Source organism: Sulfuriflexus mobilis (genome assembly GCF_003967195.1).
Taxonomy (GTDB): domain Bacteria; phylum Pseudomonadota; class Gammaproteobacteria; order AKS1; family AKS1; genus Sulfuriflexus; species Sulfuriflexus mobilis.
The window spans coordinates 1358938-1372681 of sequence record NZ_AP018725.1 but is presented as its reverse complement, the minus strand read 5'-3'; the positions used below and the strand labels follow the sequence as shown (position 1 = coordinate 1372681).

The following is a 13744-nucleotide window of genomic DNA, read 5'->3' as shown; positions in this document are numbered from 1 at the left end:
ATATACATCCCTGGTAAAACTTTTTTCAGCACAACCGATGCGGGTTAACATTCCTTTCAGTCCTGTTCCTGCGACGCACCTTCATTCTCTCCCTCCTCGACAACGAGCGGCACAAAGGCGACATCAAGAATCGACCGGCTCTGGCTCGCGCCCTGCTCGTCCTTTGTCACCAACATGAGTTCCTGTGGCATATACGGCAGGCCCACGGGGATTAACATACGACCCGCGGGCTTGAGTTGTTCGACGAGCACACTGGGGATATGGGTGGCCGCGGCAGTGACGATAATCGCGTCAAAGGGGGCCTTTTCCTGCCAGCCCCGGTAACCATTGCAACAACGGGTTTCGATATTGTCATAGGCCAGTTGCTGCAGCCTCTTGCTGGCCGACTCGGCTAGCTCAGGAATTTTCTCGATGCTGTATACCTTTTTTGCCAGCAACGACAGCACGGCCGCCTGGTAGCCGGAACCGGTGCCGATCTCGAGCACACTTTTCTCCGGCGTCAGGTCCAGCATATCGGTCATCAGCGCGACGATATAGGGCTGCGAGATGGTCTGCCCATAACCTATCGGCAGTGGCTCATTGTTATAGGCAAACGGCTTCAGGTCATCAGGAACAAATTTTTCCCTGGGCACTGCGGCCATTGCGGCCATTACCCTCTCATCGAATTTTTGCCTGCCCGTATACGAGGCGGTATAACCTGCCTCGGTATCGATCTGCTGCAACATACGCTTGAGTCGCTCATCCCTGACCGTATCAATGACACCCATGTCACGTTCCCTCTTGCCACGAAGACAGGTAGTGGCGCTGATTTGCCGTGAGTTGATCGATACGTCTGCCCATGGCAGTGAGTTTCAGTCGTGCAATTTCCTCATCGATTTCGAGCGGGACGGCGTGCACGGCAGCTTGCAGCGTGTCACGGTTATGAAACATGTAGATGGCGCACAACACCTGGTTGGCGAAACTCATGTCCATCACGGCAGAGGGGTGCCCCTCTGCCGCCGCCAGGTTAACCAGACGGCCCTCGGCGAGCAGGCACAGGTGTCGACCATCCGCCAGCCGGTATTCATCCACCATCGGTCGTGGCCGTGACTTGCTGACACTCAGCCCTTCAAGCACCGGGATATTGATCTCGACATTAAAGTGTCCGGCGTTGGCCAGTACGCAACCGTCCTTCATCACACGCATATGTGTTTCATCGATAACATGTTTGTTACCGGTAACCGTGAGAATAAAGTCGGATTGAATGGCCGCATCGATAAGCGGCATGACACGGTAGCCATCCATACTCGCCTCGAGTGCACGCAGGGCATCCACCTCGGTGACAATGACGTTGGCACCCAGACCCGCAGCGCGCATGGCCACGCCGCGACCACACCAGCCATAGCCCACTACCGTAAAGGTCTTGCCGGCCAGGAGGATGTTGGTGGCGCGGATGATACCGTCGAGTGCACTCTGCCCCGTGCCATAACGGTTATCAAATAAATGTTTGGTCATGGCGTCGTTGACGGCGATGACCGGGAACCTGAGCGCCTTGTCACGCGCCATGGCGCGCAGGCGAATGACACCCGTGGTGGTCTCCTCGGTGCCGCCAATCATCCCGTCGAGTAAATCCGTGCGAGTCTTGTGTAGTTCACTGACGAGGTCGGCGCCATCGTCCATGGTCAGCTGCGGCCGGTGATCCAATGCCGCCTGGATATGCTGGTAATAGACATCGGTACTCTCACCGCGAACGGCATAGACAGGGATCTCGTATTTGGATACGAGTGCCGCAGCCACATCGTCCTGGGTGCTAAGCGGGTTGCTCGCACACAAGACGACCTCTGCACCGGCCGCCTTCAGGGTGCGCGCCAGGTTCGCGGTTTCGGTTGTGATATGCAGACAGCCACTGATGCGTATACCTTCCAGTGGGCGTTCGTCAGCAAGACTCTGCATCAGGCCATGAATAACGGGCATCTCCCTGAGCGCCCATTCGATCCGTGACGCCCCCGTAGTTGCCAGTGACGGGTCTTTGATATCCGACATACATAGCCTCTTGCTCAGAAAGAAGTACGGCGAAGCCGTCGATTACCCACCCGCCACTATTCGCTAAGTTGTTTTTGTTACTTTATAGCGGCGTGATGTTTGCCTTCCACGTGGACCGTGCTGGCCTGCGGCCCCTCCTCGCCCATCTCTTCGCTAAAATGTACGCTATCGCCAACTTTTAACTTGTCGAAATCCGCATTGATCACGCTGTTGCGATGAAAATATATATCCCGGCTATCCTGCGTATCGATAACGCCATAATCCTGTTCCGGGAAGAGTTCCTTGATAGCCCCATGTGGCAGGGTTTCATGGGTCTTTACCTTGTTCCGGCGCAGCCGGAGATAATCTTCAAGCTGGCGGCGCACCGCATTAAAGGCATCCCTGATGGCCACATAAACGTCTTCATGGGCATGATCCTGACCGGGGTTTCGATCGACGACAACTTCATTACCCGGCAGGGTGACATCGATGATAACGGCGTAGATATTGCCTTTATGGTGGTGTTTGTGCGGGGCCTCGACAATGACACGACAACTCATTATATCCTTGGCGTACTGTTCCAGGCCCGCGGCCTTTTCCCTGATTTTTGCCTCAACGGCATCAGAGGGTTCCATATTTCGAAAGGTGATCTGTAAAGGGATCTTCATGCCAACCTCCATTTGTTACAGCCAGGTAATCATTATCATAAACAGTCTGCTACCTGGCAAGGCTGATCGTCCATGACCTATATCAAATAAAGCGCATCAAACCGGGCTTTTACCCGCGTGGGTGCGAGGCAATTTTCCCTTAAATATCCTCGAGGTATGCTGAACGTGGCTGAATAAGCCTTATCCCGGTGTGAAAAGGCGATAGCTTTCAAACCCGGGATGCAGGGTGGTAGGTAGTTTTACGGATAGACAGGCTTGCCGGGCGACGCCTGGGCCTCTAGCCAAGTAAGGATATATCCCCGGCGAGCAGCTTCTTCAGGGCCGCCTCGTCGAGCACCGGAATGCCCAGGTCTTGCGCCCTGGCCAGCTTCGAACCGGCATCGGCACCGGCGATCACACAGGCCGTTTTCTTTGAGACGCTGCTACTCACCTTGGCCCCCAGCGCCTGCAGTTTGTCTTTGATCGCATTGCGCGGTTCTGTGAGCGAACCGGTAAGGACAATGCTCTTGCCCGCCAGCGGTTGTTCACCCAGCAGTCGGGTTTTAATATCCGCCCAATGCACACCGGCCCGGATTAACTTATCAATGACCTCACGGTTATGTGCCTGATGGTCGAAGGCAACGATATTTTTTGCCACCACCGGCCCGACATCCGTAACCTCTTCCAGTTGTGCTTCAGTGGCCTTGATGATTTTCTCCAGACTACCAAAGTGTGTGGCGAGATTCAGCGCCGTGGCCTCACCGACCTCGCGGATACCCAGGGCAAAGATAAACCTCGGCAGGGTCGTAGACTTACTCTTCTCGAGGGCGGCAACCAGATTGGTGGCCGACTTTTCGCCCATGCGTTCCATAGCGGCCAGTTGCTCAACACGCAGGCTGTACAGATCAGCAACGTCATGGATCATGCCGGCATCGACGAGTTGTTCGACCAGCTTATCGCCCAGGCCATCGATATCCATGGCACGACGCGAGGCAAAGTGTTTGATGCTCTCCTTGCGCTGCGCCGGGCAAAACAGGCCACCACTACAGCGTGCCACGGCCTCGCCTTCCACACGCACGACCTCGGAGCCACACTCCGGGCATTTCGTCGGCACTTTAAACTGGCGTGCGCCCTTCTTGCGTTTACTTTTAATACTGCTAACCACTTCCGGGATCACATCACCGGCGCGGCGGACGATAACCGTATCCCCGACACGCACATCCTTGCGGCGGATCTCGTCTTCGTTATGCAGGGTCGCATTGGTGACGATGACGCCGCCGACTGCCACCGGCTCAAGCCGTGCCACCGGCGTTAATGCACCGGTTCGCCCCACCTGAATATCAATGGCGAGCACACGGGTCATTTCTTCCTGCGCCGGGAACTTGCGCGCAATCGCCCAGCGTGGTGCGCGCGAGACAAACCCGAGGGCCTGTTGCTGATCGTGACGGTTTACCTTGTAAACAATGCCGTCTATCTCGTAATCCAGCGCATCGCGACGCGCCAGCAATTGTTCATAATAGGCCTCACAGGCCTTTACGCCCTTTACCACGGCCGGCTCATTCGAGACACGCAAACCCCAACTGCGTAACTGTTCGAGCGTTGCCTGATGAGTTTTCGCCAGACGGGCACCTTCGACGACACCGACGCCATAACAATACATGCTCAGCGGCCGTGTTGCCGTGATGCTTGAATCGAGCTGGCGCAAGGAACCGGCGGCGGCATTACGCGGGTTGGCAAAGACCTTGGCATGGTTGTCGCGCTGACGCTGGTTCAGCTCCTCGAAGCCTTTTTTCGGCATGTAGATCTCGCCACGCACCTCCAGCCGTTTGGGAATACCCTTACCGGTCAGGCGCAGCGGGATCGCGCCGATGGTTTTTACGTTGTGCGTAACATCCTCACCCGTTGCGCCGTCACCGCGCGTAGCACCCCGCACGAGCACACCGTCTTCATATAAGAGACTGATCGCCAGGCCGTCGAGTTTGGGTTCGGCCAGGTATTCAATCTCATCGACGTCCAGGCCCTCGCGGCAACGGCGGTCAAAATCAACCAGTTCCTCTTCGGAAAATACGTTGCCGAGTGACAGCATCGGCACCTCATGCTGTACCTCGGCAAAGGCCGACAGGGCCTCGCCTCCCACCCGCTGTGTTGGCGAATCGGCACTGCGTAGTTCGGGGTAATGTTCTTCCAGCCCCTGTAATTCGCGCAGCATGCGGTCGTACTCGGCATCCGGTATCTCCGGATCATCCAGTACGTAATAGCGGTAGTTATGATAATTCAGCTGCTCGCGAAGTTCGGCGGCGCGTTGCTTATCCTTGGCGGGAAGGGTTTTGTTCGAGGTGCTCATTGATGGCTTTTTCACTGCTATGGGGTTTCTTATTACGCTGACACATCCAGCGCTAACCATACTATAAGCCCGGGCAAGTTTATATCTCTGTCAAAAGGCAATTTATCGGCCGGGCCAGCTTGTGTATAATGATTTTTTTACTAAAAATAATACGTTATAGCAATGGAGTGTGAAGGGAATGCAACTCGTACACGGCCTTCATTTTAATAATCTTCGCGGTGATATCTATGGTGGTTTGACCGCGGCCGTGGTCGCCCTGCCCCTCGCCCTGGCCATGGGTGTCTCCTCCGGTGCCGGCCCGATTGCCGGAATCTACGGCGCCATTTTCGTCGGCCTGTTTGCGGCCCTGTTTGGCGGCACCCCTGCACAGGTTTCTGGCCCAACCGGACCGATGACCGTTGTCATGGCGGCCATCTTCACCCAGTACACCGCGATGTTCCCGGATAGGCCCGAATACGGTGCGACGCTGGCCTTTACCGTGGTGATCATGGGCGGCCTGTTGCAGATTGTCTTCGGTGTTCTCAAGCTTGGGCGTTTTATCAACCTGATCCCGCACCCGGTGGTTTCCGGCTTTATGAGCGGCATCGGCGTCATTATTATCCTCCTGCAACTGGGGCCGCTGTTTGGCCATGCCACGCAACCCGGGCCTATGGCCTCGCTGAATGCCCTGCCCGGGATTTTGGCCGCCCCGGTCGGCGCCGCACTCATGATGGGCGGGCTGGCGCTGTTGATTGTGTATTTGTTACCGCAGAAGATTAACCGTATTGTGCCCTCGCCCTTGATGGCCCTGATTGTCGGCACCCTGGTGTTGTTCTTCTGGCAAGGTGGCGAGATCTCCCGCGTCGTTGTCGATGGCTCTACCCGGTTTATGATGGGCGATGTCTCCGTACTCGGTGACATCCCGACCGGTATCCCTTCACCCATGTGGCCTGTCCTTGAGCTGGATTTGCTGGTTGAGATGCTCAAATCCGCCCTGATCCTCGCCGCCCTCGGCAGTATCGATTCCCTGCTCACCTCTCTGGTGGCCGATAACGTCACACACAGTTACCACGAATCCAATCGCGAACTCATCGGCCAGGGCATCGGCAACACCCTCGCCGGCCTGTTTGGCGGCCTGCCCGGTGCCGGGGCGACCATGCGCACCGTGGTCAATGTGCGCGCCGGTGGCCTGACGCCGATTTCCGGTGCCTTGCATGCCCTCGTCCTGCTGGCCATTGTGCTCGGCGCCGGCGTCGTCGCCAGCTATATCCCGCATGCACTGCTGGCCGGGATCCTGGTCAAGGTCGGTACCGACATTATTGACTGGGACTATCTGAAGCGCCTCAAACATGCCCCCAAGGGGGGCGTCGCGATCATGTTTGTGGTCCTGATCATGACGGTGTTTGTCGATCTGGTCACTGCCGTGGCCATTGGCATGATCATGGCCTCGTTCCTGTTTATGCAGCGTATGGTCGACTTACAAATCAACTCGATCAACACCCTCACCGGCCCGCAGGAGGGCAGCAACCTCTCCGAGCAGGAGTCCGCCATTCTGGCTGAGGCCGGTGGGCGTATCCTGTTATTCCAGGTTTCCGGGCCGATGAGTTTCGGGGCCGCCAAGGGCACGGCCCGTCGCCTGGCCCGATTTGATGCCTACGATGACTTGATTATCGACCTGAGCGAGGTTCCGCAAATCGACTACACCTCCAGCCGGGCCGTGGACGACATGCTGCATAGTGCCTGGGACAGTGGCCGCGAGGCCTTTATTGTTGGCTGCCGCCCACAAGTCGCTAACATGCTGAAAAAACAAGGCATCACAGCAAGATTCAGCGAGGATGAACTTAACATGAGTCGACTGGATATATTGAAGACCGCCCTCGCGCATATCCAGGCACGTCAATCGACATAAACACCCTTAACCCGGTGACGATGCCGCCTCGTTATTCCAGGTCATAAATATTCCCACCAGGAATATTAGAAGTTATATATTCATTTGAATACTAATTAGCTGAGGCGTAGTATCTTCCGCCTTATGAGTATTTTGGCCGTAATTGTGCGAATTTGACCCAAGCGGCCCGCCTAAAGCAAATTTCCAGACCGGAATATTAAACCAGGCTATCTCTTTTGCTCGCTGATAACGTTATCAGCGACTCAGGACGGTTTTTTTCGTGGTTAACTTATTGAAATTAATGAGGTTTTAAGAATGAACGCGCTCGCTGACGAAGAACAGACTACCCGCCAGACCGGTCGACCCTCTCTAAAACAAATCATTGGCGCCGGGCTCTTTACCCTGCTTGCGATCTACGTGGCCATGGTTGTGCCGACGATCGAGATCGCCTGGGTTAGCGCGATCCTGATCCTGACTATTTACTTGTTTGTGTTTGAAGTCGTGCCTGTCGATGTCGCCGCCGCCTCGATCATGGTGCTCCTCGGGCTCACCAGCCTGTTCGCGCCGATAATGGGTTTGCAACAGGGCCTGGTCGATACCAACCACCTGTTCGACGGCTTTGGCTCGAATGCCGTTATGTCGATTATCGCGGTGATGATCATCGGTGTTGGTCTTGATAAGACCGGCATTATGACCAAGGTCGCGGGGTTCATCCTGAAGGTCGGAGGTACCACCGAAGGCCGTATCATCCCGATCATTTCTTCAACCGTGGGTATCATTTCTTCATTCATGCAAAACGTCGGCGCCGCGGCCCTGTTCCTGCCGGTGGTATCACGTATCTCCGCCCGTTCCGGTCTGCCCATGTCACGCCTGCTCATGCCGATGGGTTTTTGTGCGATTCTCGGCGGTACCATTACCATGGTCGGTTCCAGCCCGCTGATCCTGTTGAATGATTTGATCCTGACCTCGAATCAGGCCCTGCCTGCCGACCAGCAGATGGCGACCTGGGGACTGTTCTCAGTAACACCGATCGGCCTGGTCCTGGTCGTCACCGGTATTCTCTATTTCGTGATCGCCGGTCGTTTTGTTCTGCCTGCGACGAAGAGCGAAAGCAGCACCGTCGGCACTGACCCGATGCAGTACTTCCGTGACGTTTACCATGTTGACTATTCTATGTCAGAGCTTGTGGTACAGGAAGACAGCGGTATTATCGGCAAACGCCTCGATGAAATTGAAACATCAAACCGCGTTCGTATCATCGCCAGTAAACGTGCCGGTGAAGAAAGCCGTATGGGTCCGGGTACCCTCGCACGGGATACTGAAATTGCCGCTGGCATGGTGCTGGGTGTGGTCGCCGAACCCGACGCACTCGAAGCCTTTGTCGAAAAATATGGCCTGAAGAAACGCGACAAGCTACGCACCTTTGCCGAGTCACTGGCTGCCGCCAAGGCCGGTATTGCCGAAGTGGTTATCCCGCCGGGCTCTGACCTGATAGGCAAGAGTGCCTGCGACATATGGATGCGCAAGACCTATGGCATAGCCATGATCGGCCTGCACCGCAACGGCAAAACCATGCGTGAAGGCGATGACATCCGTAACATCCCGTTCCAGGCCGGTGACACCCTGGTGGTACATACGCCCTGGCCGGCACTCGAGCGTATTTCCAAAGATCGCAACTTTATTGTTGTCACCACCGAATACCCGCGTGAAGAACAACTGCGCCCGAACAAACTCAGCTGGGCCATCGTTTTCTTCGCCATCGCCCTGATCATGGTCCTGTTTACCGACCTACGCCTGTCCGTTGCGCTGCTAACCGGCGCCATGGGGATGGTCATCTCACGTGTGCTGACCATCGAAGAGGCCTACCAGGCCGTGAGCTGGAAGACCGTGTTCCTGCTTGCCTCCCTTATCCCGCTGGGACTCGCCGTGGAAACCACCGGCACCGCAAAGTGGATCGCCGAACAGGTGCTCTACGTGGTAGGTGATGCGCCAATTTGGGTGATCCAGGCCGCCGTCGCGGTCCTTGCTACCTTCTTTACCCTGGTCATGTCGAATGTCGGCGCCACCGTATTGCTGGTGCCACTGGCTGTTAACATTGCCCTCGGGGTGGGTGCCAGCCCGGCCGTATTTGCCCTGACCGTGGCGCTGGCAACCTCTAACTCGTTCCTGATCCCGACCCACCAGGTCAATGCGCTGATCATGGGACCGGCCGGTTACCGTGTGCCCGACTTCCTGCGCGCGGGTGGGATCATGACCGTCTTATTCCTGGTGGTCATGCTGACCATGATGAATGTCGTCTTCTAAGGAAAGCTCTATGCAACGGTTAACCATAATAACTATGCTTTGGGGTGTTCTCCTGGCATTCATGCCCGCTCTGACCCTTGCATCAACGGCGGCAGCGGTTGGTGTGAACACACCCATAGACCTGACCAGCAGCGGCGTCGGGTTATTTGCCATTGGTGTTTTTGTTCTTGCCTACCTGCTGGTCATGGCCGAAGAATTTACACACATGCGCAAGTCCAAGCCGGTTATCCTTGCCGCCGGTATCATCTGGGCCGCCATTGCCTGGACCTACCAGAGCCAGGGACTGCCGCCAGGCCTGCCGGAAGGCGCCATTCGCCACAACCTGCTCGAATACGCCGAACTCATGTTGTTCCTGCTGGTGGCGATGACCTATATCAACACCATGGAAGAACGCCGGGTCTTTGATGCCCTGCGTGCCTGGCTGATCAGTTCAGGTTTTGGCTTCCGCGCCCTCTTCTGGATCACCGGTATCCTGGCATTCTTTATCTCACCCGTTGCCGATAACCTGACCACCGCGCTGCTCATGTGCGCCGTCGTGCTCGCCGTCGGTGGAGATAATGCAAAGTTTATTACCCTCGCCTGCATCAATATCGTCGTCGCCGCCAATGCCGGTGGTGCCTTCTCACCCTTCGGTGATATCACCACGCTGATGGTTTGGCAAAAGGGCATTATCGAGTTCTGGGGTTTCTTCGCGCTGTTTATTCCGTCCGTGGTGAACTTTGTCATACCGGCAGCGATCATGCACTTCGCCATTCCCAATGAGCGCCCCTCGGTAGCCGATGAAAAGGTGGCTATGCATCGTGGCGCAAAGCGTATTATCGTCTTGTTCCTTGCCACGATTATTACCGCAGTCTCCTTCCACAACTTCCTGCATCTGCCACCCGTCATCGGAATGCTGACGGGGCTGGGTTACCTGCAGTTGTTTGGTTTCTTCCTGAAGAAAACCACTCATAAGGAAGCCATGCTAAGAGTTGAGGCAGAAAGTGACGAGCAGATCGGTAACCCTGTCGCCTTTGATGTCTTTGAACCGGTTGCCCGTGCCGAGTGGGACACCCTGCTGTTCTTCTACGGCGTGGTTGCCTGTGTCGGGGGGCTTGGGTTCCTCGGCTATCTGGGGCTGGCCTCAGATATCATGTACAACCAGTGGGGTGCCACCAATGCGAATATCGCCGTCGGCGTCCTCTCTGCCATCGTCGATAACATCCCGGTCATGTTTGCTGTATTGACCATGAGCCCGGCCATGGACACCGGTCAGTGGTTGCTGGTCACCATGACCGCCGGTGTCGGTGGCTCGCTGTTATCTATCGGCTCGGCCGCCGGTGTTGCCCTCATGGGTCAGGCGCGCGGCAAGTACACCTTCTTCGGCCACTTGAAATGGACCCCGGTCATTGCACTCGGCTATGCCGCCAGTATTGCCACGCATTTCTGGATTAATGCACATATGTTTACATAGACGAGGAATTAGTATTAATAAAAAACGGGGCCAGTGGCCCCGTTTTTTATTACCTCACATCAGCCACAAATACTATGTTAAGCCACGTCGTCTCCTGTAATATAAGTAACAGAATAAAATAACAACGATCAGGACGACATGAGCCACTCCAACAAACGCGTCATATTCGCTGCGCTGATCGGCAATCTGCTCATTGCCATAACCAAGTTCATTGCAGCGGCCTTCACCGGTAGCTCGGCCATGCTCTCGGAGGGCATCCACTCGACCGTGGATTCCGGTAATCAGATGCTCATGCTCTATGGCCTGAAACGCGCCCGCCTGCCCGCAGACAAACACTACCCGTTTGGGCATGGCAAGGAAGTCTACTTTTGGAGCTTTATTGTTGCGATCCTCATCTTTGCCGTCGGTGCCGGTATCTCTATCTATGAGGGCATCCTGCATATACTTCACCCTGCCCAGATGGAACAGGTCTGGATTAACTACGCTGTGCTCGGCCTGGCTATTCTCTTTGAGGGTGTCGCCTGGTTTATCGCCATGCGTGCCTTTAACCAAAGCCGCGGCCAGCGCAGTACACTGGATGCAGTCAGGGACAGTAAGGATCCGACCCTGTTCGTCATTTTGTTCGAAGACTCAGCCGCCATCCTCGGCCTCATCGTCGCCCTGCTGGGTATTATGCTCAGCCAGGTGACTGGCCTGCCCTGGCTGGACGGGCTGGCCTCGGTCATCATCGGCCTTATCCTTGGTGGCACCGCCATCTGGCTGGCTTATGAAACAAAAAGCCTGTTGATTGGTGAAAGTGCCAAACCCGAGGTGATTAAAGGTATTCGCCAGTTGCTTAGCCAACATGAGGAAATTGAACATATCAACGAGGTCCTGACCCTGCACATGGGGCCGGAATATATCCTGGTGACACTTAGCGTTGATTTTAATAATGCTATCAAGATGGGTCAGCTCGAGGCATTAATTAAAACAATAACCAGTCAGATCAAGCAAGACTGGCCACGGGTAAAACGCGTCTTTATCGAGGCCGAAAATAAAAACTGATCGTCATCACCATCAATGTAGGCAAGGAGGCATGAAATGAGTGAAAAGATAGTTCGTGAATACAGCAAAGACTTTAATCAAACCCCGTTGCAGAGAAACCTTATCATCCTCATGGACGGCACCTGGAATGATGAAAATGGCCATCAGGGTAGCGGCCTTATCACCAACATCGTGCGCCTGTTCAAATCCCTTGGCGAGGATTCACCGACACAAATCGCCCGCTACTTCCGCGGCGTGGGTAATGATGATGACTGTACCGCTCTCGAGCGCGCCTCGGGCGGTGCGATTGGTGGTGGCGAAAAACGTATTCGCTGTCATGCTTATGCCACCCTCGTAAAGGAGTGGCAACCCGGTGACCGGATCCTGATTTTTGGATTCAGCCGTGGTGCCGCCTGTGCACGTATGCTGGCCTCACAACTCCACAAGGAAGGTATCCCTGAAAAAATAACAATCACCACTGAATCCTATTCAAACCGTTCCACCAGAAATATCGAACAACGCTTTGTAAAATATAAGAGTAGTGGTGGCATCCGGCCGGTGAGTGTTGATTTTCTGGGTGTCTGGGATACGGTCGGGGCCTTCGGCGTGCCGGTGAAACTGTTAGGCATCCCTTTTCACAAGGTGAACCTGTTCAAGGACATGCATGTTTCACCAAATGTGCAAAAGGCCGTCCACCTTGTTGCCCTCGATGAGACCCGCGACCCCTATACCCCTACACTCATGAACCAGCGTGAGGGGATACATGAGGTATGGTTCCCCGGCGTACATTCCGATGTGGGTGGCAGCTATAGTGAGGATCGTCTTGCCTCGATAACGCTCGACTATATGGTTAACCAGTTAAAGTCTCTCAGCGCCGATGCCAACCCCATTCATATCAATTTCAATCCTGCACAACTCAATGAATACATCGGTAACCTGCCGGACGACGATTATGTATTTCATTTTCATGGCTTAGGCTACAAAAAGAGTCTGCGCACGGTCTTTGTGCAGGTCGATGATCAACCGGCCGAGGCTTTACGACCAAAGATTCATGAAAGCGTGTTACGTATTCAGGACAGCAGAAAGAGTTACAGCCTGATTGAAAACAAGAACTGGTTCAAAGCGGATACCAAACACCGTGTCCGCATTCAGTACCAACCGGCAAACATCAAGACCCTGAAAAACGGCTATGAAATAATCGATTAGGCCGTTTAGCTGGAAAGGGACTTATTCAGCGTATAGGCATTCAGGTCGGCACGCAGGTCATCAATCGCCTGACGTGTAAGGACACTGCGATGGTCATCGCAAAGCCGGCCATTCAACTCATGGGTAAGTTTACGTGCCGTATCGAGCATGTCATCAAATACCTGCAGCGCATCCATTCGGTGCGGCAGGGTCATGATGATGATCAGCGCGGGGGTAGACGTTTCTTCCATGGCGGATAAGTCAAAGCTGCCAGGTTCAACGGCATTGGCAAGACTGAACATCGGCGTATCATTGCCGACTTGCATACGATGGAAGATATTCATGTCACCGTATTGCAGGCCTGCCTGCATAAAGGCATGCAACAAATCAGGACCATTAAAACGTTTGCCTTCCTGCGACATGACATGCAAGGCAATAATCCGCTCAGGCTCAGTGACTTTGTCTACAGGTATGTCTTTTTGTTCCTGGCGCAGGCCTGTACGCACATCGAGATCACCCATCTCTATTTGATCAAGGTCTGAATCTTCGGCAGTGATGATTTCTTCGAGCGCCTCGAGCTCACTGCGGATATCCGGGATGGGGTCATTGTGCTGTTCCGGGTCAGTCTCGAGGTCCGGTTCCTGTATGGAATACATCTCCTCAGCTGGCAGCGATTCCGATGTGTCGTCATGCGCAGAGATTGATTCGATATCGCCGATATCATCATGCAGGTCATTTTTATGTTGCCGTGAAACAACATGGGTTTCAGTACCCTCTTCCCTGACACCACCCCAACGCTGGTAACGATCATCCTGACGGCGGCGCTTGTGGCGCTCCCAGAAATAAAAGGCCAGTATCAGCACCGCGCCAAGCAGTATGAGTGAAATGCGCAACGAGTCCATGAGCGCTCCGTTAGAGCC

10 protein-coding genes are annotated in these 13744 nt (G+C 54.9%); 5 read left to right on the top strand and 5 right to left on the bottom strand.

All coding sequences use genetic code 11. The features are described 5' to 3' along the window. Positions 1 to 56 precede the first annotated feature (56 nt). The 4 genes from EL386_RS06840 to ligA all read right to left on the bottom strand — a co-directional run bounded on the left by EL386_RS06840 (position 57) and on the right by ligA (position 4992). Positions 57 to 767 (bottom strand): protein-L-isoaspartate(D-aspartate) O-methyltransferase, encoded by a 711-nt coding sequence (locus EL386_RS06840; protein WP_197722168.1) that lies wholly within the window; start codon positions 765 to 767, stop codon positions 57 to 59. A 1-nt stretch (position 768) separates the two neighbouring features. Beyond that, positions 769 to 2022 (bottom strand): adenosylhomocysteinase, encoded by a 1254-nt coding sequence (gene ahcY / locus EL386_RS06835; protein WP_126454688.1) that lies wholly within the window; start codon positions 2020 to 2022, stop codon positions 769 to 771. A 77-nt stretch (positions 2023 to 2099) separates the two neighbouring features. Further along, positions 2100 to 2669, bottom strand: a complete 570-nt coding sequence (locus EL386_RS06830; protein ID WP_126454686.1) for an HPF/RaiA family ribosome-associated protein — start codon at positions 2667 to 2669, stop codon at positions 2100 to 2102. A gap of 277 nt (positions 2670 to 2946) precedes the next feature. Further along, positions 2947 to 4992, bottom strand: coding sequence for an NAD-dependent DNA ligase LigA (gene ligA / locus EL386_RS06825; protein ID WP_126457260.1), 2046 nt, complete (start codon positions 4990 to 4992; stop codon positions 2947 to 2949). Positions 4993 to 5170: 178 nt separating this feature from the next. On the opposite strand from ligA, the gene EL386_RS06820 reads away from it, so the two are divergent. The 5 genes from EL386_RS06820 (at position 5171) to EL386_RS06800 (ending at position 12845) form a co-directional block, all read left to right on the top strand. After that, positions 5171 to 6880 carry a SulP family inorganic anion transporter gene (locus EL386_RS06820; protein ID WP_126454684.1) on the top strand — a complete coding sequence of 570 codons (1710 nt, stop codon included), beginning with the start codon at positions 5171 to 5173 and terminating at the stop codon, positions 6878 to 6880. Between the two features lie 294 nt (positions 6881 to 7174). Continuing rightward, positions 7175 to 9163: an SLC13 family permease gene (locus tag EL386_RS06815; RefSeq protein WP_126454682.1), complete on the top strand. Its 1989-nt coding sequence runs from the start codon at positions 7175 to 7177 to the stop codon at positions 9161 to 9163. A 61-nt stretch (positions 9164 to 9224) separates the two neighbouring features. Then, positions 9225 to 10616, top strand: a complete 1392-nt coding sequence (gene nhaD, locus EL386_RS06810) for a sodium:proton antiporter NhaD (RefSeq protein WP_232020259.1) — start codon at positions 9225 to 9227, stop codon at positions 10614 to 10616. Between the two features lie 138 nt (positions 10617 to 10754). Next, positions 10755 to 11660 (top strand): cation diffusion facilitator family transporter, encoded by a 906-nt coding sequence (locus EL386_RS06805; protein ID WP_126454680.1) that lies wholly within the window; start codon positions 10755 to 10757, stop codon positions 11658 to 11660. Between the two features lie 36 nt (positions 11661 to 11696). Continuing rightward, entirely contained in the window at positions 11697 to 12845 is a 1149-nt protein-coding gene (locus EL386_RS06800) for a phospholipase effector Tle1 domain-containing protein (RefSeq protein WP_126454678.1), read from the top strand. A gap of 5 nt (positions 12846 to 12850) precedes the next feature. Here the strand turns inward: EL386_RS06800 and zipA are convergent, their stop codons facing one another. Next, complete coding sequence (gene zipA, locus EL386_RS06795; RefSeq protein WP_126454676.1) at positions 12851 to 13726, bottom strand: cell division protein ZipA; 876 nt, start codon at positions 13724 to 13726, stop codon at positions 12851 to 12853. Between the last annotated feature and the right edge of the window lie 18 nt (positions 13727 to 13744).